Below are 22,424 nucleotides of genomic sequence, written 5' to 3'. Positions count from 1 at the left end.
TTGCGTCAGGAGAAGATTCGTGTCCCAAGCAAAGCGTTTTGAAAACTACATCAATGGCCAATGGGTAACCGGCGCCGACTACTGCACCAATATCAACCCGTCGGATGTGTCCGACGCCATTGGCGAATACGCCAAAGCCGACGTGGCCCAAGTCAACGCGGCCATCGACGCTGCCCGCGCCGCGTTCCCGGCGTGGTCCACCTCCGGTATCCAGGCGCGTCACGATGCGCTGGATAAAGTCGGCAGCGAAATCCTCGCCCGTCGTGAAGAGCTGGGTACTTTGCTGGCGCGGGAAGAGGGCAAGACCCTGCCTGAAGCCATTGGCGAAGTGACCCGTGCCGGCAATATCTTCAAATTCTTCGCCGGTGAATGCCTGCGCCTGTCGGGCGATTACGTGCCGTCGGTGCGCCCGGGCGTCAACGTTGAAGTGACCCGCGAAGCCCTCGGTGTGGTGGGCCTGATCACTCCGTGGAACTTCCCGATTGCCATCCCCGCGTGGAAAATCGCCCCGGCCCTGGCCTACGGCAACTGCGTGGTGATCAAGCCTGCCGAACTGGTGCCGGGCTGTGCCTGGGCCTTGGCGGAGATCATCTCCCGCGCCGGCTTCCCTGCCGGTGTGTTCAACCTGGTGATGGGCAGTGGCCGTGTGGTCGGCGACGTGCTGGTCAACAGCCCGAAAGTCGATGGCATCAGTTTCACCGGGTCTGTGGGCGTTGGGCGTCAGATCGCCGTCAGCTGTGTCTCGCGCCAGGCCAAGGTGCAGTTGGAAATGGGTGGCAAGAACCCGCAGATCATTCTCGACGATGCCGACCTCAAACAAGCTGTCGAGCTGTCGGTCCAGAGTGCGTTTTACTCCACCGGCCAGCGTTGCACCGCCTCGAGCCGTTTGATTGTTACTGCCGGGATTCACGACCAGTTCGTCGCCGCCATGGCCGAGCGCATGAAGTCGATCAAGGTCGGCCACGCGTTGAATAGCGGCACCGACATTGGCCCGGTGGTGTCCCAGGCCCAGTTGGATCAGGACATGAAATACATCGACATCGGCCAGAGCGAAGGCGCCCGGCTGGTGAGCGGTGGCGGCCTGGTCACCTGCGACACCGAAGGCTATTACCTGGCGCCCACACTGTTTGCCGACAGTGAAGGGGCGATGCGCATCAGCCGTGAAGAGATCTTCGGCCCGGTGGCCAACGTGGTGCGCGTGGCCGACTACGAGGCCGCGCTGGCCATGGCTAATGACACCGAGTTCGGCTTGTCGGCCGGCATCGCCACCACCTCGCTCAAATATGCCAACCACTTCAAGCGCCACTCCCAGGCCGGGATGGTGATGGTCAACCTGCCGACGGCGGGGGTGGATTACCACGTTCCATTTGGTGGCCGTAAGGGCTCATCCTACGGTTCGCGTGAGCAAGGTCGCTATGCGCAAGAGTTCTACACCGTGGTGAAAACCAGCTACATCGGTTCGTAACACGCAGCACCCTGTGGCACCGGCCTTATGTGGGAGCTGGCTTGCCTGCGATAGCATCACCTCGGTCTAGCTGACACACCGAGGTGCCTGCATCGCGGGCAAGCCCGGCTCCCACAGGAAAAACAAAAAATCATTACCCGCAAAAAAAATAATTAGTGGGAGTACTTCTACATGCAAGCGACCAAGCCGACCCACGTCCGCTATTTGATCCTGCTCATGCTGTTCCTGGTGACCACGATCAACTACGCCGACCGGGCCACCATCGCTATCGCCGGCTCCAGCCTGCAAAAAGACCTCGGTATCGACGCGGTCACCCTCGGTTATATCTTCTCTGCATTCGGTTGGGCCTACGTGGCCGGGCAAATTCCCGGTGGCTGGCTGCTCGACCGTTTCGGCTCGAAAAAAGTCTATGCCCTGAGCATCTTCACCTGGTCGCTGTTCACCGTGCTGCAAGGCTACGTCGGTGAGTTTGGCGTCTCCACTGCGGTGGTCGCGCTGTTTATGCTGCGCTTCATGGTGGGCTTGGCCGAGGCGCCGTCGTTTCCGGGAAATGCCCGTATTGTTGCGGCGTGGTTTCCTACGGCTGAACGCGGCACTGCGTCGGCGATCTTCAACTCGGCCCAGTACTTCGCCACGGTGCTGTTCGCGCCCTTGATGGGCTGGATCGTCTATCGCTTCGGCTGGCAGCACGTGTTTATTGTGATGGGCGTGATCGGCATTGTGTTCTCGCTGATCTGGCTGAAAGTTATCCACAGCCCGCGCCAGCATCCGATGATCAACGAGGCCGAGTTCAATCACATCGCGGCCAATGGCGCGATGGTCGACATGGACCAGGACAAGGGCAAGGGTAAGAAAACCGACGGGCCGAAGTGGGATTACATCCGTCAGCTCCTGACCAACCGCATGATGCTCGGCGTCTACCTGGGCCAGTACTGCATCAACGGCATCACCTACTTTTTCCTGACCTGGTTTCCGGTGTACTTGGTGCAGGAGCGTGGCATGACCATCCTCAAGGCGGGTTTCATTGCTTCGTTACCGGCGATCTGCGGTTTTATCGGCGGGGTGCTCGGTGGGGTGATTTCCGACTACCTGCTGCGCAAAGGCCATTCGCTGACCTTCGCGCGCAAGGCGCCGATCATCGGTGGCCTGCTGATTTCCAGCAGCATCGTGGCCTGCAATTACGTAGACATCGAATGGATGGTGGTGGGCTTCATGGCCTTGGCCTTCTTCGGCAAAGGCGTTGGCGCACTGGGTTGGGCGGTGGTGTCCGACACCTCACCGAAACAAATCGCCGGGCTCAGTGGCGGCTTGTTCAACACCTTCGGTAACCTGGCGTCGATCACCACGCCGATTGTGATTGGCTACATCATCAGCACCACCGGCTCGTTCAAATGGGCCCTGGTGTTCGTTGGCGCCAACGCGCTGGTGGCGGTGTTCAGTTACCTGGTGATTGTCGGCCCGATCAAGCGTGTGGTGCTCAAGGAGCCGCCTACCCAGGGCCCTGAGTTGACCAACCTTTCTCAAGCGCATTCCTGAGGTTCGTGTGATGCAGTTGATTGAACATGCCGACTCGCCGCGCTCGATCCGTTTGCACGAGCGCGACAATGTGGTGATCGTGGTGAACGATCAAGGGGTGCCCGCCGGTACCGAGTTTCCCGACGGCCTGGTCACCGTGGATTTCATCCCGCAGAGCCACAAGGTGACCCTGGAAGACATCCCCGAGGGCGGCCAGATTATTCGCTACGGCCAGACCATCGGTTATGCCCTGGCGCCGATTCCCCGCGGCAGTTGGGTGCAGGAGGACCAGTTGCGCATGCCCACCGCACCGCCGCTGGACAGCTTGCCGCTGTCCACCGAGGTGCCTGAAACCCAGGCACCCCTGGAGGGGTTTACCTTCGAGGGCTATCGCAATGCGGACGGCACCGTGGGCACGCGCAATATCCTCGGCATTACCACTACCGTGCAATGCGTCACGGGCGTGCTGGACCATGCGGTCAAGCGCATCAAGGACGAGTTGCTGCCCAACTACCCGCATGTCGATGACGTGGTGGCGCTGACCCACAGCTATGGCTGCGGCGTGGCGATTACGGCGACGGATGCCTACATCCCCATCCGCACCGTGCGCAACCTGGCGCGCAACCCCAACCTGGGCGGCGAAGCCTTGGTGATCAGCCTGGGCTGCGAAAAGCTCCAGGCCGGCCAGGTGATGCACGACAACGACAGTTCTGTAGACCTGAGCGAGCCGTGGCTGTATCGCCTGCAGGATTCCAGCCACGGCTTTACCGAAATGATCGAGCAGATCATGGCCCTGGCCGACGTGCGCTTGAAAAAACTCGACCAGCGTCGCCGCGAAACCGTGCCGGCCTCCGAGTTGATCCTGGGCATGCAGTGCGGCGGCAGCGATGCGTTTTCCGGCATCACCGCCAACCCGGCGCTGGGCTATGCCTCGGACCTATTGCTGCGCGCCGGCGCGACGGTGATGTTTTCCGAAGTGACTGAAGTGCGCGATGCGATTTACCTGCTGACTTCACGCGCGCAAAACGAAGACGTCGCCCGCGAGCTGGTCAGGGAAATGGACTGGTACGACCGTTACCTGGCCAAGGGCGAGGCGGACCGTAGCGCCAATACTACGCCGGGTAACAAGAAGGGCGGGCTGTCGAATATTGTCGAGAAGTCGTTGGGCTCCATTGTCAAATCCGGCAGCAGTGCGATCAACGGTGTGCTTGGCCCTGGGGAACGCTTCAAGGAAAAGGGCCTGATCTTCTGCGCCACACCGGCCAGTGATTTTGTCTGCGGCACCTTGCAACTGGCGGCGGGGATGAACCTGCACGTGTTCACCACCGGGCGCGGCACGCCGTACGGGCTGGCGATGGCACCGGTGGTGAAGGTCTCCACCCGCACCGAGCTGGCCCAGCGTTGGCCTGACCTGATTGACATCGACGCCGGGCGCATTGCCACGGGGCGCGCGAGCATCGAGGAGCTGGGGTGGGAGCTGTTCCACTTCTATCTGGATGTGGCCAGCGGCAAGAAGCTGACCTGGGCAGAGCGGCACAAGCTGCATAACGACATCACGCTGTTCAACCCGGCGCCGATTACCTGAAACCAGGCGCTAACCCTGTAGGAGCGAGCTTGCTCGCGAAAAACGTCAACGATAACGCGTGTTAACTGAATGAACGCGGCGCCTGGGAGTTTTTCGCGAGCAAGCTCGCTCCTACATTTGAAGTGCGTTGCCCACACGAACCCGCTCGTACTGGCTTATCATTAGCCAACTAACGACGCCCACCAAGGTTCTCCCCGGCATGCTGGCAATCTTCCTCACCACCCTCACCATCACCGCGCCGGTGTTTGCCATGCTGTTCCTGGGCGTGTTTCTAAAGCGCATCAATTGGATCAACGACAACTTTATCCACACCGCATCGTCCCTGGTGTTCAACGTTGCCATGCCGGCGCTGCTGTTCCTGGGCATTCTGCATGCCGACCTGCACTCGGCGCTCAAACCGGGGCTGCTGATCTACTTTTGCGTCGCCACCTTGGTGAGCTTTGCCATGGCCTGGGGCTGGGCGATCTTTCGTTGCAAGCGCGAAGACCGAGGCATCTACGCCCAGGGTGCGTTTCGTGGCAATAACGGGGTCATCGGCCTGGCGCTGGCGGCCAGTATGTACGGCGACTACGGCATATCCCTGGGCGCGATCCTCGCCGCGCTGGTGATCCTCTTTTACAACACGCTGTCGACCATTGTGCTGGCGGTGTATAGCCCGGTGATCAAGTCCGACCCGTGGAGCATCTTCAAAAGCGTATTGGCCAACCCGCTGATTATCAGCGTGATCGTCGCCACGCCGTTCGCGTACTTCCAGATCGGCGTGCCCGGCTGGCTTGAGAAATCCTTGCAGTACCTGTCCGACACCACGCTGCCGTTGGCGTTGATTTGCATCGGCGGCACCTTGTCCATGGCCGCGTTGCGCAAGAGCGGCAACATGGCGTTGAGCGCAAGCCTGATGAAGATGATCTGGCTCCCGGTGATCGCGACTCTGGGCGCGTGGTTGCTGGGGTTCCGAGGGCCGGAGTTGGGGATTCTGTTCCTGTATTTCGGCGCGCCGACTGCGGCCGCGAGCTTTGTGATGGCTCGGGCGGCGGAAGGGAATCATGAACTGGCGGCGGCGATTATCGTGATCACCACGCTGATGGCGGCGGTGACCACGAATATCGGGATTTTTGTGTTGCAGGCGGGTGGTTGGATCTGAAATAGGCGGGCAGCTTAAGGCCCCATCGCAGGCAAGCCAGCTCCCACACTTGAAGGTATTCACACATCCACATGTGGGAGCTGGCTTGCCTGCGATAGCTATCTGGCAGTCACTGCTGATCGGCCTGATACGCCTCAATCACTTCCTGCGCCGCCCGAAATGCATCAATCGCCGCCGGCACCCCGGCATACACCGCGCAATGCAGCAGCGCTTCGCGAATCTCTTCAACCGTACAGCCATTATTCAGCGCACCGCGCACATGCCCCTTGAGTTCCTGCGAGCACTTGAGGGCGGTGAGGGCGGCGAGGGTGATCAGGCTGCGGGTCTTGAGTGGCAAGCCTTCGCGGTTCCAGACGCTGCCCCACGCGTGCTCATTGACGAAGTCCTGCAGCGGTTGGGTGAACGCCGTTGCATTGCCCAGGGCGCGGTCGACGAACGCATCGCCCATGACTTGGCGACGCACTTCAACCCCTGGCTTTTTCTGATCGGTCATTGCGATTCCCTCTTGTGTTGGCGGTGCCAGGCGCGCAGTGAGGTGAATAACAGCAGAGCGCCTAACGCCGGCAGGACGTAATACAGCATCAATTGTTCAAGCTTGTTGGCCAGCGGCATGCCGGTGGTGAACGCCATCACATGCAGGCCGTAGGCCAGGTACAGCCCCAGCAGCACCACCCCTTCGATGCGTGTTACCCGGTAGCCGGTATAGAACACCGGCAGGCACAGGATGATGGCGCCGAGCATCACCGGTAAATCGAAGTCCAGGGCGTTGGGCGATACCGACAGCGGTGTCGGCGCCACCAGGGCGGTAAAACCCAGCACGCCGAGCAGGTTGAACAGGTTGCTGCCGATCACGTTGCCCACGGCGATCTCCCGTTCGCCACGCAAGGCGGCGATCAGCGACGTGGCCAGGCACGGCAGCGAGGTGCCGACGCCGATCAACGTGAGGCCGATGACGCGCTCCGATAATCCGAGATCGCCCGCCACCTCAACCGCTGCGCCGAGCAACAAATGCCCGGCCAGCACCAGCACCAGCAAGCCGCCGAGCATCAGCAGTACACTGCTCAGCCATGGCGCTTTGGCCACGGTGTCGAGGGTGCGCGGGCGGCGGGAGTGGCGTGTCTGGTAATGCAATACGCCCAGGTAAGCCAGCAGCGCCACCAGCAGCACGGCGCCATCGAAGGGCGTCAGCATTTCATTGGCGGCCAGGATAAACACCAGCAGGCCGGCGACGATCATCACCGGGATATCCACGCGCACCAGCTGCCGCGAGACTCGCAGTGGAATGATCAGTGCGGACAAGCCCAGGGTCACGAGGATATTGAAGATGCTGCTGCCGATGACACTGCCCACGGCAATGTCCGTGTTACCGGCCAGCGTGGCCTGCAGGCTGACGGTCATCTGCGGCGCACTGCTGCCGAAGGCGACGATGCTCAAGCCGATGATCAGTGGCCGCACCTTGAGGCTGGCCGCCAGGCGCACCGCAGCGCGCACCAGGATTTCAGCGCCGACGATCAGCAAGATCAGGCCGCCCACCAGTTCGAGCAGGCTCCAGGGCGATAGGGCGTTCAATCCGAAAATGCTCAAGGCTGCCTCGATCAGTTGTTCAGGGCTTGCACGCGAACCCGCGCGGTGCCGCTGCTCAGCATGCGCAGTTGCTCGGCAGCCTTGCGTGAAAGGTCGATCAGGCGGCCACGGGTATGCGGGCCGCGATCATTGATACGCACCACGACAGAACGGTTGTTGTCGAGGTTGGTCACCTTGACCTGGGTGCCGAAGGGCAGGCGCCGATGGGCGGCGGTCAAGGCGTTCTGGTTGAAAGGTTCACCGCTGGCAGTTCTCTTGCCATGGTGCTTGGCGCCGTAATAGGACGCGGTGCCGGTTTCGTCGTAGCCGTTGGGGTCGATGAGGCCGCTGGCGCAACCGGCCAGCAGGGAGGACAAGGCCAGGAGGCCGAGTAGACGCTTCATTTCAAGATGTCCCCGTTGGATCGTTCCCACGCTCTGCGTGGGATTGCAGCTGGTGACGATACGCGTCACAAAAGCGGACGCGGAGCGTCCCGTGAGACGTTCCCACGCAGAGCGTGGGAACGATCATGGATCAGCCTTCGAGCTTGCTTTTGAGCAGTTCGTTCACCTGTTGCGGGTTGGCTTTGCCCTTGGAGGCTTTCATCGCCTGGCCGACAAAGAAGCCGAACATCTTGCCGCGCTTGGCTTCGTCCGCCGCGCGGTATTGCTCGACCTGCTCGGCATTGGCCGCGAGCATTTCATCGAGTACGGCCGAGATAGCGCCGCTGTCGGTGACTTGCTTGAGGCCACGCTTTTCGATGATCTCGTCGGCACTGCCTTCACCGGCGGCCATCGCTTCGAACACGGTCTTGGCAATTTTGCCGGAGATGGTGTTGTCCTTGATGCGCAGCAGCATACCGCCCAGTTGTTCGGCGGTGACCGGCGCTTCGTCGATTTCCAGGCCCTGTTTGTTCAACAGGCTGCCCAGCTCGACCATCACCCAGTTGGCCGCCAGCTTGGCGTCGCCGGCAATGCTCACGACTTTTTCGAAGTAGTTGGCTTGTTCGCGGCTGGAAGCCAATACGCTGGCATCGTAGACCGACAGGCCGAACTGTTCCTGGAAGCGTTCGCGTTTTTGCTGCGGCAGTTCCGGCAGGGTGGCGCGGATGTCATTGAGGAAGGAATCCTCCAGCACCACCGGCAACAGGTCCGGGTCGGGGAAGTAGCGGTAGTCGTTGGCTTCCTCTTTGCTGCGCATGGCGCGGGTTTCGTCTTTGTTCGGGTCGTACAGGCGCGTTTGCTGGATCACCTTGCCGCCGTCTTCGATCAGCTCGATCTGGCGACGTACTTCGCTGTTGATCGCCTTCTCGATGAAGCGGAACGAGTTGACGTTCTTGATCTCGCAGCGGGTGCCGAACTCAACCTGACCCTTGGGGCGGATCGACACGTTGCAGTCGCAACGCAGCGAGCCTTCGGCCATGTTGCCGTCGCAGATGCCCAGGTAGCGCACCAGCGCGTGGATGGTCTTGACGTAGGCCACGGCTTCCTTGGCGCTGCGCATGTCCGGCTCGGACACGATCTCCAGCAGCGGCGTGCCGGCACGGTTCAGGTCGATACCGGTAGCGCCCGGGAATTCTTCGTGCAGGCTTTTGCCGGCGTCTTCTTCCAGGTGCGCACGGGTGACGCCGACGCGCTTGATGGTGCCGTCTTCCAGGGGAATGTCCAGGTGGCCCTTGCCGACAATCGGCAGTTCCATCTGGCTGATCTGGTAGCCCTTGGGCAGGTCCGGGTAGAAGTAGTTCTTGCGCGCAAACACGTTGTGCTGGCCGATCTCGGCGTCAATCGCCAGGCCGAACATCACCGCCATGCGCACCGCTTCCTGGTTCAGCACCGGCAGCACGCCGGGCATGCCCAGGTCTACCAGGCTGGCCTGGGTATTGGGCTCAGAGCCGAACGTGGTGGCGCTACCGGAGAAAATCTTCGATTGGGTGGCGAGCTGGGTATGAATCTCCAGCCCGATCACAACTTCCCATTGCATAGTGTTCTCCTCAGAAGCCGGTAGGGGTGCGGGTGTGCCAGTCGGTGTTCAACTGGTACTGGTGCGCCACATTGAGCAGGCGGCCTTCCTGGAAATACGGGGCGAGCAATTGTACGCCCACCGGCAGGCCATCGACGAAACCTGCGGGCATGGACAAGCCCGGCAAGCCCGCGAGGTTGGCGGTGATGGTGTAGAGGTCTTCCAGGTACTCGGCGATCGGGTCGCCGGTCTTGGCGCCGATCTTCCACGCCAGGTTCGGCGCGGTCGGGCCGAGGATCACATCGACTTCTTCAAAGGCGGCCATGAAGTCGTTCTTGATCAGGCGACGGATTTTTTGCGCCTTGAGGTAGTACGCGTCGTAGTAGCCGGCCGACAGGGCGTAGGCGCCGACCATGATTCGGCGCTGCACTTCACTGCCGAAGCCTTCGCCACGGGAGCGTTTGTACAGGTCGGTGAGGTCTTTCGGGTTTTCGCAGCGATAGCCGAAGCGCACGCCGTCGAAACGCGACAGGTTGGAAGACGCCTCTGCTGGCGCGATCACGTAGTAGGCGGGAATCGCATGCTGGTTGTTCGGCAGGCTGATTTCCTTGATCACGGCGCCAAGTTTTTCCAGCTCTTTGATGCTGTTTTGCACCAGATCGGCGATACGCGGGTCGAGGCCGGCGCTGAAGTATTCCTTCGGCACGCCGATGCGCAGGCCCTTGATCGAGGTGTTCAGGCTGGCGCTGTAGTCCGGCACGGGCTCGTCGATGCTAGTGGAGTCCTGTTTATCGAAGCCTGCCATGCCTTGTAACAATATTGCGCAGTCTTCAGCGGTGCGTGCCAACGGGCCGCCCTGATCGAGGCTGGACGCATAGGCAATCATGCCCCAGCGAGACACACGACCGTAGGTCGGCTTCAGGCCGGTGAGGTTGGTGAAGGCCGCTGGCTGGCGGATCGAACCGCCAGTGTCGGTGGCGGTAGCGGCGGGCAGGAAGCGCGCGGCCACGGCCGCCGCCGAACCACCGGACGAACCACCCGGCACGTGTTCCAGGTTCCACGGGTTTTTCACCGCGCCGTAGTAGCTCGACTCGTTGGCCGAGCCCATGGCGAATTCGTCCATGTTGGTCTTGCCCAGGGTCACGGCACCGGCAGCGGCCAGCTTGGCGACCACAGTGGCGTCGTAGGGCGCCTTGAAGTTGTCGAGCATCTTCGAGCCGCAGCTGGTGCGAATGCCCTGGGTGCAGAACAGGTCCTTGTGGGCGATCGGTGCGCCAAGCAGCGCGCCGTTCTCACCGTTGGCGCGACGGGCGTCGGCGGCCTTGGCCTGGCTCAGGGCCAGCTCCTCGGTGAGGCTGATGAAGCTGTTGACCTTCGGATCGAGCGCGGCGATACGCGCCAGCAAGGTCTGGGTCAGCTCTTCGCTGGAAAACGATTTGTCGGCGAGACCGCGGGCGATCTCGGCCAGAGTCATGTGATGCATGAAAGGCTCTTTCCCTTTAGTCGATGACTTTCGGAACCAGGTACAGGCCGTTTTCGACCGCTGGCGCGATGGACTGGTAGGCCTCGCGATTATTGCGTTCGGTCACGACGTCTGCGCGCAGGCGCTGGCTGGCTTCCAGTGGGTGAGCCAGGGGCTCGATGCCGTCGGTATTCACGGCTTGCATTTGGTCGACCAGCCCGAGAATGCTGTTCAGGGCTGCGGTGGTCTGTGGAAGATCGGCATCATTAAGGCCAAGCGAGGCCAAATGTGCGATTTTTTCCACGTCGGAGCGTTCAAGCGCCATGGGATTCTCCAGTGGAAAACAGAACGGAGGGCGTCCGTGTGTTAGATTGTCGGAACACTACCGCATTTCTACGGTCATAAGGCCGCGATTGTGGGGGTTGGTGCACAGAAAGTCGGCCAATTTAGCACATTGGCGCCTTGCCCAAAATCCCTGTCGTTGTTAGAGTTTGCCGCACTTTTTTACCCACGCGTTGCCTAGGGTCCTTTCCCCATGTTCAAGAAACTGCGTGGCATGTTTTCCAGCGATCTCTCCATTGACCTGGGCACTGCCAACACCCTTATTTACGTGCGCGAGCGCGGTATCGTTCTGAATGAGCCATCGGTTGTGGCCATTCGGACCCATGGTAATCAGAAAAGTGTCGTTGCCGTTGGCACCGAGGCCAAGCGCATGCTCGGCCGTACACCAGGCAATATTGCTGCCATTCGTCCGATGAAGGATGGCGTGATCGCCGATTTCAGCGTCTGCGAAAAGATGCTGCAGTACTTCATCAACAAAGTTCACGAAAACAGTTTTCTGCAGCCCAGCCCTCGCGTGCTGATCTGCGTTCCGTGCAAGTCCACCCAGGTTGAGCGTCGCGCCATCCGTGAATCGGCCCTTGGCGCCGGTGCCCGTGAAGTCTTCCTGATCGAAGAGCCGATGGCCGCTGCGATCGGTGCCGGCCTGCCGGTTGAAGAAGCACGCGGTTCGATGGTGGTGGATATCGGTGGTGGTACCACCGAAATCGCCCTGATTTCCCTGAACGGTGTGGTGTATGCCGAATCCGTACGCGTGGGCGGCGACCGTTTCGACGAAGCGATCATCACGTATGTGCGTCGTAACTACGGCAGCCTGATCGGCGAATCCACCGCCGAGCGCATCAAGCAGGAAATCGGCACCGCTTACCCAGGCGGCGAAGTGCGCGAAGTCGATGTGCGCGGTCGCAACCTGGCCGAAGGCGTTCCACGTGCCTTCACCCTGAACTCCAATGAAGTGCTGGAGGCTCTGCAGGAGTCCCTGGCCACCATCGTTCAGGCCGTGAAAAGCGCCCTGGAGCAATCGCCGCCGGAGCTGGCTTCCGATATCGCCGAGCGTGGCCTGGTACTGACCGGTGGTGGCGCCTTGCTGCGCGACCTCGACAAGTTGCTGGCCCAGGAAACCGGCCTGCCGGTGATCGTCGCCGAAGACCCGCTGACCTGTGTTGCCCGTGGCGGTGGTCGTGCGCTGGAAATGATGGATAAACACACCATGGACCTGCTCTCCAGCGAATAAGATTGCCTGGATGGTTCATGCTTCGTCGGCAGGCAGCACTTTGCAGTGCTGCCTGTTGGCGTTTATCTTCTTCAATCTGCATCCAGGCCGGTTTGATGCCGTATGAATAAAGAGAACATTTGCCTGGGAGGAGCGGCTTATTAAACCGCTTTTCGCCAAAGGCCCCTCATTGGGTGTGCGCTTATTGGTGCTGACCGTGCTTTCGGTCGCGCTGATGGTGGTCGATGCCCGCTTTGCACTGCTCAAGCCGGTGCGTAGCCAGATGTCGCTGGTGTTGATGCAGACCTACTGGATCACCGACCTGCCGCAACGTCTATTCCAGGGTGTGTCCAGCCAATTTGGCAGCCGCACCGAACTGGTCGCCGAGAACGAAAAACTCAAGACTGAAAACCTGCTGTTGCAGGGGCGCATGCAAAAGCTGGCGGCCCTCACCGAGCAGAACGTTCGGCTGCGCGAGTTGCTCAATTCTTCCGCGCTGGTCAACGAAAAGGTCGAAGTGGCCGAACTGATCGGCATGGACCCCAACCCCTTTACCCACCGCATCATCATCAACAAGGGTGAGCGCGACGGTGTGGTGCTTGGCCAGCCGGTGCTCGACGCCCGTGGCCTGATGGGCCAGGTGGTGGAGTTGATGCCCTACACCTCGCGGGTGCTGTTGCTGACGGACACCACCCACAGCATCCCGGTACAGGTCAACCGTAACGGCCTGCGCGCGATTGCCAGCGGCACCGGCAACCCGGAACGCCTGGAGCTGCGCCATGTGGCCGACACTGCGGATATCAAGGAAGGCGACCTGCTGGTCAGTTCTGGCCTGGGCCAGCGCTTCCCGGCGGGTTATCCGGTGGCGACGGTCAAAGAGGTGATCCATGATTCCGGCCAGCCGTTCGCTATCGTTCGGGCGGTACCGACTGCCGCGCTGAACCGCAGCCGTTACCTGCTGTTGGTGTTCAGCGACAACCGCACCCCGGAAGAGCGCGCCAACGACGCCGCCCAGGCCCAGGAAGCGGAAGACCAGCAGAATGGTACCGCGCCTATCGTGCCGGCCACGGTGCCGAAACCGGCTTTCGTCGGTCCGCCTGCCCCTGCGGCAACAACTGCACCGGCACCGGCGGCAACGCCCGCTCAACCGGCAGCGCACAACGCGCGCCCGGCTAAGCCGCCTGTAGCCAAACCCCCGGCTACTGCGCCGAGCACCGCTCCGACCACCACACGGCAGAGGGAGCAATAATGGCCGGTACTCATTCACGCAATGGCTGGATCGTCTGGCTGACCTTCGCCATCGGCTTGCTGCTCAGCGTTTCGCCGCTGCCGCAGTTTATGGAAATCCTGCGCCCGCTCTGGCTGGCCTTGTTGCTGGCGTTCTGGTCATTGAACCTGCCGCACAAGGTGGGCATGGTCACGGCGATGTGCCTGGGGTTGGCCGAAGATGTGCTGTATGGCACCTTGCTGGGCCAGAACGCATTGATCCTGACCCTGATTACCTTTCTGGTGCTGTCGTTGCAACAGCGCTTGCGCATGTTCCCGATGTGGCAGCAGTGTTTGGTGATCCTGGTGATCTTCGGCCTGGCGCAGTTGGTGCAACTGTGGCTCAGCGCGTTGACTGGCAACCGCCAGCCGACCCTGGCGCTGGTCTTGCCGGCGCTGGTCAGTGCCTTGTTGTGGCCCTGGATCAGTTTTGGCCTGCGTGGGCTGCGTCGTCGCTATAAAATCAATTGAATGGATTGCGAGGCTCTGCCTGGTTATCGAACCCCACAGGGAGAGGCTGCAATGAATTCGCTTTATCTGGCCTCGGGCTCCCCGCGGCGACGTGAACTGCTGGTCCAGATCGGTGTGCCCTTTACCCTGGTCAGCGCCGCTATTGATGAAACGCCCCTTAACAACGAACCTGCCGTTGCCTATGTCGAGCGCCTTGCGCGGGGCAAGGCGACGGCGGGTTTTGTTGCGCTTGGCCACACCTCAAACACCTGCGTGCTAGGGGCTGACACGGCGGTGATTGTCGACGGGCGGATCCTGGGCAAACCGGTGGACCAGGCTGATGCACTGGCCATGCTGATGGCCCTTTCCGGCCGCGAGCATGAAGTGCTTACCGCCATTGCCCTGACCGACGGCCAGCAATGTGAAACCCGATGTGTCAGCAGCCGTGTACGTTTCCGCGAGGTTTCTGTGCAGGAGGCTACCACCTACTGGCACAGTGGCGAACCGCAGGACAAGGCTGGCGGCTATGCTATCCAAGGGCTGGGTTCGGTGTTTGTGGCCGGGCTTAATGGCAGTTATTCCGCCGTGGTGGGCCTGCCAGTCTGCGAAACCGCGCAACTGCTCGCCCAATTCGGCATACCCTGTTGGCAAAACCTTACCGTGTGCTGAACGCCGTATTCCAGCGCCAAGCCTTAAGCGACCGGTCACTATTGTGAAAACGCCTGAACGAGACCCAGCCATGAGTGAAGAGATTCTGATCAATATCACGCCGATGGAATCGCGCGTGGCGGTGGTAGAGAACGGTGTTCTGCAAGAAGTGCATGTCGAACGCACCCAAAAGCGCGGGATCGTCGGCAATATCTACAAAGGCAAGGTGGTGCGTGTATTGCCGGGCATGCAGGCGGCCTTCGTCGACATCGGCCTGGACCGTGCAGCGTTTATCCATGCCTCGGAAATTTCCCTGCGCGAGGGCCCTGCGGTGGAAAGCATCAGCGCTCTGGTGCACGAGGGCCAGAGCCTGGTGGTGCAAGTCACCAAGGACCCTATCGGTTCCAAGGGCGCCCGCTTGACCACCCAGTTGTCGATTCCCTCGCGCTACCTGGTGTACATGCCGCGCACCGCCCATGTGGGCATTTCCCTGAAGATCGAAGATGAAGCCGAGCGCGAGCGCCTGAAGAAGGTGGTCAGCGACTGCGTCGCCGCCGAGGGCATCAAGGAAGCGGGTGGGTTTATCCTGCGCACCGCCGCAGAAGGCGCTGGCGCGGATGAAATCCTCATGGATATTCGCTACCTGCGGCGCCTGTGGGACCAGATCGACGCACAGATCAAGACCATCGGCGCGCCCAGCGTCATCTATGAAGACCTCGGCCTGGCGCTGCGCACGCTGCGCGACCTGGTCAGCCCGAAGATCGAGAAAATTCGCATCGACTCGCGGGAAACCTTCCAGCGCACCACGCAATTTGTCGCCGAGTTGATGCCAGAAATCGCCGATCGCCTGGAACACTACCCCGGCGAGCGGCCGATATTCGACCTGTATGGCGTTGAAGATGAAATCCAGAAAGCCCTGGAACGCAAGGTGCCACTCAAGTCCGGCGGCTACCTGGTGGTAGACCCGGCAGAAGCCATGACCACCATCGACGTCAATACCGGTGCATTCGTGGGCCATCGCAACCTTGAAGAAACCATCTTCAAGACCAATCTCGAAGCGGCCACGGCTATTGCCCGCCAACTGCGCCTGCGCAACTTGGGCGGCATCATCATCATCGACTTCATCGATATGGAAGATGAAGAGCACCAGCGCCAGGTGCTGCGTACGCTTGAGAAGCAACTGGAACGCGATCACGCCAAGACCAACATCATCGGCATCACCGAGCTGGGCCTGGTGCAGATGACCCGCAAGCGCACGCGCGAAAGCCTTGAACAGGTACTGTGCGAACCGTGCAGCAGTTGCCAGGGCCGCGGCAAATTGAAGACCCCGGAAACGGTTTGCTACGAGATTTTCCGCGAGATCCTGCGCGAGGCACGCGCCTACCAGGCCGAAGGTTATAGAGTACTTGCCAATCAGAAGGTGGTGGATCGCCTGCTGGACGAAGAGTCCGGTAACGTCGCCGAACTGGAAAGTTTTATCGGTCGCACCATTCGCTTCCAGGTCGAAACCATGTATTCACAGGAACAATACGACGTGGTGTTGCTCTGATCCCCAGCTGTGCACTTTCTTCGAGACCGGCAGACCTTGATCTGCCGTCCGCTAACTGTTTTTTGAGGGTCGCCTGACATGGAGCGTCTGATACGCTTTTTTGCCGCTTTGACCCGTTGGGGCCTGGGCCTGTGCGCCTTGTTGCTGGTATTGGCAGCGGTGTACGTGAGCCTGGGGCGCGAACTCACCCCGCTGGTGGCCGAATACCGCGCCGAAGTCGAAGCCAAGGCTCAGGCGGCGCTGGAGACGCCGCTGCATATCGGTAGCCTTGAAGGCCGCTGGAGCGGGTTTGCCCCGGTATTGCTGGCTCACGACGTCATGGTCGGCGAGGGTAGCAGTGCCTTGCGCCTGGACCAGGTGGAAGTGGTGCCGGATATATGGGCCAGCCTGTTGGCCCGCGAAGTGCGCATCGCTCATCTGCAAGTCAGTGGCCTGCAACTGAGTGTCAAGGAAGACCAGGACGGCCGCTGGACCCTGCAAGGCTTGCCGGTGCAGGACGACCAGCCGTTGGACCCGCAGCAACTGCTGACGCGCATGCAAATGGTCAAGCGCGTGTCGGTGCTGGACAGCCAGGTGACCCTGCAACCGTTCGACCAGGCGCCGGTGACCGTGACCTATGTGGGCCTGAGCCTGCATACCGGCATGAGCCAGCAGCGTCTGGACGCTCGCCTGACCTTGCCCGATGGCCAACCGTTGGCCGTCAGCCTGCGTAGCCGCATTCGCGCCAGCCAGTGGCAAGACGCTGAGGTCGATGCCTACCTGAGCCTGCCGCAAAGCGACTGGGCCAAGTGGATTCCCGCGAGGCTGACCCAGCAATGGAGGCTGACGCAATTGAAGGCCGGCGGCGAGTTGTGGCTCAGTTGGGCCAAGGGTACGGTGCAAAGCGCGGCGGTACGCCTCAATTCGCCCCAAGTGAAGGGCAGCTACGCCGACCGTAAGCCGGTACACCTTGAAAACCTGGCCCTGACCGCCTACCTGCAGCGCAGTGACACTGGCCTCAAGGTGCTGTTCGATTCCCTGGCGATGAACATTGGCGAAACCCGTTGGGAGTCGCGTCTGCAATTGCAGCAAAGCCTGGCCACCGACAAGGAGCAGGAAGTGTGGAAGTTGCAGGCCGATCGTCTCGACCTCACTCCCATCACACCGCTGCTCAACGCCTTGGCACCGCTGCCGGACGGCTTTGCCAAGGCCGTCGAACACCTCAAAGCCACCGGCCTGTTACGCAATGTGCTGGTGGACTTCCGACCACAAGACACCACTGACCGCAAACTCAGTTTTGCCGCCAACCTGGAGCGTGTCGGCTTCGATGCCTACTTTGGCGCGCCGGCCGCACGCAATGTGTCCGGCAGCATCAGTGGCGACCTGGGCCAGGGCGAGTTGCGCATGGACAGCAAGGACTTTTCCTTGCATCTGTATCCGATCTTCGCCAAACCTTGGCAGTACATCCAGGCCAATGCGCGCCTGACCTGGAAGCTGGACAAGCAAGGCTTCACCCTGATTGCCCCGTATATCAAGGTACTGGGCGAGGAAGGCAAGGTGGCGGCGGACTTCCTGATTCGCCTGCATTTCGACCACAGCCAGGAAGACTACATGGACCTGCGGGTCGGCATGGTCGATGGCGATGGCCGTTTCACTCCCAAGTACCTACCGGCCGTGTTGAGCCCGGCGCTGGATGAATGGCTGCGCACGGCGATCCTCAAGGGCGCGGTGGACGAAGGCTTCTTCCAGTACCAGGGTTCGCTCAGCCACAATGCGCTGCCGGCGTCGCGCAATATCAGCCTGTTCTTCAAGGTGCATGATGCCGAACTGGCCTTCCAGCCCGGCTGGCCTCATGCGAACAAGGTCAATGGTGAAGTGTTCGTCGAGGAAAGCGGCGTACGCATCCTGGCGAGCAAGGGCCAGTTGCTCGACACCCAGGTCAAGGATGTCTACGTCAATATCCCCCACGCCCCAGCGGGCGGGGACAGTCATCTGCTGCTCACGGGCGGGTTCTCCGGCGGTTTGGGCGACGGCCTGAAGATCCTTCAAGAAGCCCCTATCGGCACGGCGTCTACGTTCGCCGGTTGGAAAGGCGAGGGCGACCTGCAAGGTAGCCTGGACCTGGACGTACCGCTGGCCAAAGGCACTGAGCCCAAGATCGTGGTGGACTTCAAGACCGACAAGGCGCGCCTGCAATTGGCGGAACCGCCCCTGGAACTGACCCAGCTCAAGGGTGATTTTCGCTTCGACAGCGCCAAGGGCCTGAGCGGGCAGAAGATTTCGGCCCAGGCGTTCGACCGCCCCATCACGGCGCAGATTTTTGCCGAAGGCAAGCCGGGCAATATCAGCACTCGCGTGACCGCCAATGGTCAGGTCACCGTCAAGCGCCTCACGGACTGGTTGAAAATCAGCCAGCCGTTGCCGGTTTCCGGCGATATTCCCTACCAGTTGCAAGTGATCCTCGACGGCGCAGACAGCCAGTTAATGGTCAATTCCAACCTCAAGGGTGTCGCGGTGGACCTGCCGGCACCGTTCGGCATGCCGGCCAGCCAGGGACGTGACAGCACCTTTCGCATGACTTTGCAGGGCGCTGAGCGCCGTTACTGGTTTGATTACGGCGAGCTGGCTAACTTCACCTTTGCTGCGCCGCCGGACAAGTTCAATGATGGCCGCGGCGAACTGTTCCTAGGCGATGGTGATGCCGTGCTGCCGGGGGCCAAGGGCCTGCGCATTCGTGGCGTGCTGTCGGAACTGGATATCGATCCCTGGAAGAAACTTGTGGATCGCTACGCGGGCAATGATCCAGGTGGCAATGCCAAGCAACTGCTCAGCGGTGCGGACTTCAAAGTGGGCAAGCTGACCGGGTTTGGTACCCAGTTTGACCAGGTCAGCTTGCAGCTCGATCGCAAACCAGCGGCCTGGGGCCTGCAACTCGATAGCCAGCAAGCCAAGGGCGCGGTGAACCTGCCGGACGCCAAAGGCGCGCCGATTGCGGTCAACCTCAAGTATGTGAAATTGCCTGCGCCAGACCCGACCGCGCAGGCGGACGAAAACGCGCCGGACCCGCTGGCCGATATCGACCCAAAAAGCATTCCGGCGCTGGATATTGCCGTCGACCAGTTGTTCCAGGGCTCGGACCTGATCGGCGCCTGGTCGCTGAGGATCCGCCCCACCGCCAAGGGCCTGGCCTTCAATAACCTCGACCTGGGCCTCAAGGGCATGCTGCTCAAGGGCGCCGGGGGTTGGGAAGGTGCGCCAGGCGCCAGCAGCAGTTGGTACAAGGGCCGCCTTGATGGCCGCAACATTGCCGACGTGCTCAAGGGCTGGGGCTTTGCGCCTACGGTGACCAGCGAAGACTTTCATCTGGACGTGGATGGCCGCTGGCCGGGTTCGCCGGCCTGGGTCGGGCCCAAGCGCTTTTCCGGCAGCCTGGATGCTGCGTTCCGTAAAGGTCAGTTCGTCGAAGTGGAGGGCGGGGCCCAGGCATTGCGAGTGTTTGGCCTGCTTAACTTCAACTCCATTGGCCGGCGTTTGCGTTTGGACTTTTCCGACTTGTTCGGCAAGGGTTTGAGTTATGACCGGGTCAAAGGCTTGTTGGCCGCCAGTAATGGTGTGTTCGTGACCCGCGAGCCCATCACCATGACCGGGCCTTCCACCAATCTTGAGCTTAACGGCACCCTGGATCTGGTTGCCGATCGCGTCGACGCCAAGTTGCTGGTCACCTTGCCTGTGACCAACAACCTGCCGATTGCAGCGCTGATTGTCGGCGCGCCGGCCATTGGTGGTGCGCTGTTTTTGATCGACAAGCTGATCGGTGACCGGGTTTCGCGCTTTGCCAGTGTGCAATACAAGGTGCAGGGCCCTTGGAAGGATCCGAAAATCACCTTCGACAAGCCATTTGAAAAGCCAAACTGAGAGGCTGTGGAGTAGCATGGCCCAATGCCCTGTATGGAGTGTCGGCCCATGTCCTTTGCGGTAATTCAAATGGTCAGCCAGAGTGACGTGCTGGCCAACCTCGCCCAGGCGCGTCGCCTGTTGGAACAGGCGGCGGCCGGTGGCGCGAAACTCGCGGTGCTGCCGGAGAATTTCGCCGCCATGGGGCGCCGTGACGTGGCCGACATTGGCCGCGCCGAGGCGTTGGGCCAAGGGCCTGTGTTGCCCTGGTTGAAACAGGCCGCCCGCGACCTCACCTTATGGATAGTGGCCGGCACATTACCGTTGCCGCCCAAGGACCAGCCCCACGCCAAGCCCAACGCTTGCTCGCTGCTGATCAACGATCAGGGTGAAATCGTCGCTCGCTACGACAAACTCCATCTGTTTGATGTGGACGTAGCGGACGCTCGCGGTCGTTATCGCGAATCTGACGACTATGCTTTCGGTAACCAGGTGGTGGTGGCGGATACGCCGGTGGGCCGTGTGGGGTTGACGGTGTGTTACGACCTGCGTTTCCCGGAGCTGTACAGCGAGTTGCGCGCGGCGGGGGCTGAACTGATTACCGCGCCTTCGGCTTTCACGGCGGTGACCGGGGCTGCGCACTGGGATGTGCTTATTCGTGCGCGGGCCATTGAAACCCAGTGCTACTTGCTGGCGGCCGCCCAGGGTGGTGTGCATCCAGGGCCACGGGAAACTTTTGGCCACGCAGCGATTGTCGACCCTTGGGGCCGAGTGCTGGCGCAACAGGATCAAGGCGAAGCGGTGTTACTGGCCGAACGCGATAGCAGTGAACAGGCGTCGATACGGGCGCGCATGCCGGTGGCCAATCACCGGCGCTTTTTCTCGCAGGGCGCGCAGCGGCCTGCTTCAGAACGATGAATTTAAGGCCAAACCTATGAGCGAGTTGTTGTCCTCAGTCAGTGATCACCTCCTGGCACCCGGTGGCGTGACCATCGAAAGCCTGCAAACCGTGCTCGGCGATCTTGCCGGGCCGGGTATCGATGCGGCTGACCTGTATTTCCAGGGGCAGATTTCCGAGTCATGGGCGCTGGAAGATGGGATCGTCAAGGAAGGCAGTTTCAACCTTGACCAGGGCGTAGGCGTTCGCGCGCAATCGGGTGAGAAGACCGGCTTTGCCTACAGCAATGCGATCACCCTGGAGGCCTTGGGCCTGGCGGCGCGTGCCGCCCGTTCGATTTCCCGTGCCGGCCAGAATGGCACGGTGCAGGCATTCAGTACCCAGGACGTGGCCCAGTTGTATGCGCCGGATAACCCCTTGGAAGTGATCAGCCGTGCGGAAAAAGTCGAGCTGCTCAAGCGTATCGACGCAGCTACCCGCGCTCTGGACCCGCGTATCCAGCAAGTGACCGTAAGCATGGCCGGCGTGTGGGAGCGCATCCTTGTGGCGTCCACCGACGGTGGGCTGGCGGCGGATGTGCGGCCGCTGGTGCGTTTCAATGTGAGCGTGATCGTCGAACAGAACGGGCGCCGCGAGCGCGGTGGCCATGGCGGCGGCGGGCGCACCGACTACCGTTATTTCCTCGCTGACGACCGTGCCATGGGCTATGCCCGTGAGGCGCTGCGCCAGGCATTGGTCAACCTGGAGGCGATACCGGCACCGGCCGGCACCTTGCCGGTGGTGCTGGGCTCGGGTTGGTCTGGCGTGTTGCTCCACGAAGCCGTGGGCCATGGCCTGGAAGGCGATTTCAACCGCAAGGGCAGTTCCGCCTATAGCGGGCGCATGGGCGAAATGGTTGCGTCCAAGCTGTGCACCATTGTCGATGACGGCACCCTGGCCGGCCGCCGTGGTTCGCTGAGTGTCGATGACGAAGGTACGCCGACCGAATGCACCACCCTGATCGAGAACGGCGTGCTCAAGGGCTACATGCAAGACAAGCTCAACGCCCGCCTGATGGGCGTGGCGCGCACCGGTAATGGTCGCCGTGAATCCTATGCGCACCTGCCAATGCCGCGCATGACCAACACTTACATGCTCGGTGGCCAAAGCGATCCGGCAGAAATCATTGCCTCGGTCAAACGCGGTATCTACTGCGCCAACCTCGGCGGCGGCCAGGTGGACATCACCAGCGGCAAGTTCGTGTTCTCCACCAGCGAGGCGTACCTGATCGAAGACGGCAAGATTACCGCGCCGGTCAAAGGGGCGACGTTGATTGGTAACGGGCCGGAAGCCATGAGCAAAGTGTCGATGGTCGGTAACGACCTGTCGCTGGACAGCGGCGTGGGCACGTGCGGCAAGGATGGGCAGTCGGTGCCGGTAGGTGTCGGCCAGCCAACCTTGAAAATTGATGCGATTACCGTGGGTGGCACGGGATCGTAGGAACCGGAGCTTCGGGTGG

The 22,424-nt window shown here is 61.3% G+C and carries 18 protein-coding genes; 12 read left to right on the top strand and 6 right to left on the bottom strand.

What is annotated here, in order from left to right; genetic code table 11:
• The first annotated feature begins 19 nt into the window (after positions 1-19).
• From GIW04_RS06215 to GIW04_RS06200, 4 genes are all read left to right on the top strand, one after another.
• Complete coding sequence (locus GIW04_RS06215) at positions 20-1,465, top strand: aldehyde dehydrogenase family protein (protein ID WP_120248659.1); 1,446 nt, start codon at positions 20-22, stop codon at positions 1,463-1,465.
• Positions 1,466-1,636: 171 nt separating this feature from the next.
• Positions 1,637-3,001 carry an MFS transporter gene (locus GIW04_RS06210; protein ID WP_003188541.1) on the top strand — a complete coding sequence of 455 codons (1,365 nt, stop codon included), beginning with the start codon at positions 1,637-1,639 and terminating at the stop codon, positions 2,999-3,001.
• A 10-nt stretch (positions 3,002-3,011) separates the two neighbouring features.
• On the top strand, positions 3,012-4,565 hold the full coding sequence (garD, locus tag GIW04_RS06205; protein ID WP_120248660.1) for a galactarate dehydratase: 1,554 nt from the start codon (positions 3,012-3,014) through the stop codon (positions 4,563-4,565).
• A gap of 199 nt (positions 4,566-4,764) precedes the next feature.
• Positions 4,765-5,706 (top strand): AEC family transporter, encoded by a 942-nt coding sequence (locus tag GIW04_RS06200; RefSeq protein ID WP_003188544.1) that lies wholly within the window; start codon positions 4,765-4,767, stop codon positions 5,704-5,706.
• Positions 5,707-5,815: 109 nt separating this feature from the next.
• Here GIW04_RS06200 and GIW04_RS06195 read toward each other — a convergent pair whose 3' ends face one another.
• The 6 genes from GIW04_RS06195 to gatC all read right to left on the bottom strand — a co-directional run bounded on the left by GIW04_RS06195 (position 5,816) and on the right by gatC (position 11,015).
• On the bottom strand, positions 5,816-6,199 hold the full coding sequence (locus tag GIW04_RS06195; RefSeq protein ID WP_003188545.1) for a carboxymuconolactone decarboxylase family protein: 384 nt from the start codon (positions 6,197-6,199) through the stop codon (positions 5,816-5,818).
• On the bottom strand, positions 6,196-7,251 hold the full coding sequence (locus tag GIW04_RS06190) for a calcium/sodium antiporter (protein WP_183043796.1): 1,056 nt from the start codon (positions 7,249-7,251) through the stop codon (positions 6,196-6,198). The genes GIW04_RS06195 and GIW04_RS06190 overlap by 4 nt, the downstream gene beginning before the upstream one ends.
• Positions 7,252-7,301: 50 nt before the next feature.
• Entirely contained in the window at positions 7,302-7,673 is a 372-nt protein-coding gene (locus GIW04_RS06185; protein WP_003188549.1) for a septal ring lytic transglycosylase RlpA family protein, read from the bottom strand.
• Positions 7,674-7,803: 130 nt separating this feature from the next.
• Positions 7,804-9,249, bottom strand: a complete 1,446-nt coding sequence (gene gatB / locus GIW04_RS06180) for an Asp-tRNA(Asn)/Glu-tRNA(Gln) amidotransferase subunit GatB (RefSeq protein ID WP_003188551.1) — start codon at positions 9,247-9,249, stop codon at positions 7,804-7,806.
• A 10-nt stretch (positions 9,250-9,259) separates the two neighbouring features.
• Complete coding sequence (gene gatA / locus GIW04_RS06175) at positions 9,260-10,711, bottom strand: Asp-tRNA(Asn)/Glu-tRNA(Gln) amidotransferase subunit GatA (protein ID WP_047712591.1); 1,452 nt, start codon at positions 10,709-10,711, stop codon at positions 9,260-9,262.
• A 16-nt stretch (positions 10,712-10,727) separates the two neighbouring features.
• Positions 10,728-11,015, bottom strand: coding sequence for an Asp-tRNA(Asn)/Glu-tRNA(Gln) amidotransferase subunit GatC (gene gatC, locus GIW04_RS06170; protein ID WP_003188556.1), 288 nt, complete (start codon positions 11,013-11,015; stop codon positions 10,728-10,730).
• A 210-nt stretch (positions 11,016-11,225) separates the two neighbouring features.
• On the opposite strand from gatC, the gene mreB reads away from it, so the two are divergent.
• The 8 genes from mreB to tldD all read left to right on the top strand — a co-directional run bounded on the left by mreB (position 11,226) and on the right by tldD (position 22,405).
• Complete coding sequence (mreB, locus tag GIW04_RS06165; protein ID WP_002555108.1) at positions 11,226-12,263, top strand: rod shape-determining protein MreB; 1,038 nt, start codon at positions 11,226-11,228, stop codon at positions 12,261-12,263.
• 139 nt (positions 12,264-12,402) lie between these two features.
• Positions 12,403-13,491, top strand: coding sequence for a rod shape-determining protein MreC (mreC, locus tag GIW04_RS06160; protein WP_120248661.1), 1,089 nt, complete (start codon positions 12,403-12,405; stop codon positions 13,489-13,491).
• Positions 13,491-13,979: a rod shape-determining protein MreD gene (gene mreD / locus GIW04_RS06155; RefSeq protein WP_003188558.1), complete on the top strand. Its 489-nt coding sequence runs from the start codon at positions 13,491-13,493 to the stop codon at positions 13,977-13,979. The genes mreC and mreD overlap by 1 nt, the downstream gene beginning before the upstream one ends.
• Positions 13,980-14,030: 51 nt before the next feature.
• Positions 14,031-14,627: a Maf family protein gene (locus GIW04_RS06150; protein WP_003188560.1), complete on the top strand. Its 597-nt coding sequence runs from the start codon at positions 14,031-14,033 to the stop codon at positions 14,625-14,627.
• 70 nt (positions 14,628-14,697) lie between these two features.
• The gene (rng, locus tag GIW04_RS06145; protein ID WP_003188562.1) at positions 14,698-16,155 is read left to right on the top strand and encodes a ribonuclease G; all 1,458 of its coding nucleotides are present in this window, start codon (positions 14,698-14,700) and stop codon (positions 16,153-16,155) included.
• A gap of 78 nt (positions 16,156-16,233) precedes the next feature.
• Complete coding sequence (locus tag GIW04_RS06140; RefSeq protein WP_120248662.1) at positions 16,234-20,049, top strand: YhdP family protein; 3,816 nt, start codon at positions 16,234-16,236, stop codon at positions 20,047-20,049.
• 48 nt (positions 20,050-20,097) lie between these two features.
• The gene (locus GIW04_RS06135) at positions 20,098-20,946 is read left to right on the top strand and encodes a carbon-nitrogen hydrolase family protein (protein ID WP_094774472.1); all 849 of its coding nucleotides are present in this window, start codon (positions 20,098-20,100) and stop codon (positions 20,944-20,946) included.
• Between the two features lie 16 nt (positions 20,947-20,962).
• The gene (gene tldD / locus GIW04_RS06130; RefSeq protein ID WP_003188566.1) at positions 20,963-22,405 is read left to right on the top strand and encodes a metalloprotease TldD; all 1,443 of its coding nucleotides are present in this window, start codon (positions 20,963-20,965) and stop codon (positions 22,403-22,405) included.
• The last annotated feature ends 19 nt before the right edge of the window (positions 22,406-22,424 follow it).

The organism is Pseudomonas sp. PA-4-8C (assembly GCF_021606625.1).
GTDB lineage: Bacteria > Pseudomonadota > Gammaproteobacteria > Pseudomonadales > Pseudomonadaceae > Aquipseudomonas > Aquipseudomonas lactis.
This window is presented reverse-complemented; position numbering and strand designations above follow the sequence as displayed.

What these genes read in the sequence shown, in the direction of transcription:
- GIW04_RS06210 (WP_003188541.1), top strand. Translation starts at nt 1,637, where the DNA reads ATGCAAGCGACCAAGCCGACCCACGTCCGCTATTTGATCCTGCTCATG.
- garD (WP_120248660.1), top strand. Translation starts at nt 3,012, where the DNA reads ATGCAGTTGATTGAACATGCCGACTCGCCGCGCTCGATCCGTTTGCAC.
- GIW04_RS06200 (WP_003188544.1), top strand. Translation starts at nt 4,765, where the DNA reads ATGCTGGCAATCTTCCTCACCACCCTCACCATCACCGCGCCGGTGTTT.
- GIW04_RS06195 (WP_003188545.1), bottom strand. Translation starts at nt 6,199, where the DNA reads ATGACCGATCAGAAAAAGCCAGGGGTTGAAGTGCGTCGCCAAGTCATG.
- GIW04_RS06185 (WP_003188549.1), bottom strand. Translation starts at nt 7,673, where the DNA reads ATGAAGCGTCTACTCGGCCTCCTGGCCTTGTCCTCCCTGCTGGCCGGT.
- gatB (WP_003188551.1), bottom strand. Translation starts at nt 9,249, where the DNA reads ATGCAATGGGAAGTTGTGATCGGGCTGGAGATTCATACCCAGCTCGCC.
- gatA (WP_047712591.1), bottom strand. Translation starts at nt 10,711, where the DNA reads ATGCATCACATGACTCTGGCCGAGATCGCCCGCGGTCTCGCCGACAAA.
- gatC (WP_003188556.1), bottom strand. Translation starts at nt 11,015, where the DNA reads ATGGCGCTTGAACGCTCCGACGTGGAAAAAATCGCACATTTGGCCTCG.
- mreB (WP_002555108.1), top strand. Translation starts at nt 11,226, where the DNA reads ATGTTCAAGAAACTGCGTGGCATGTTTTCCAGCGATCTCTCCATTGAC.
- mreD (WP_003188558.1), top strand. Translation starts at nt 13,491, where the DNA reads ATGGCCGGTACTCATTCACGCAATGGCTGGATCGTCTGGCTGACCTTC.
- GIW04_RS06150 (WP_003188560.1), top strand. Translation starts at nt 14,031, where the DNA reads ATGAATTCGCTTTATCTGGCCTCGGGCTCCCCGCGGCGACGTGAACTG.
- rng (WP_003188562.1), top strand. Translation starts at nt 14,698, where the DNA reads ATGAGTGAAGAGATTCTGATCAATATCACGCCGATGGAATCGCGCGTG.
- GIW04_RS06140 (WP_120248662.1), top strand. Translation starts at nt 16,234, where the DNA reads ATGGAGCGTCTGATACGCTTTTTTGCCGCTTTGACCCGTTGGGGCCTG.
- GIW04_RS06135 (WP_094774472.1), top strand. Translation starts at nt 20,098, where the DNA reads ATGTCCTTTGCGGTAATTCAAATGGTCAGCCAGAGTGACGTGCTGGCC.
- tldD (WP_003188566.1), top strand. Translation starts at nt 20,963, where the DNA reads ATGAGCGAGTTGTTGTCCTCAGTCAGTGATCACCTCCTGGCACCCGGT.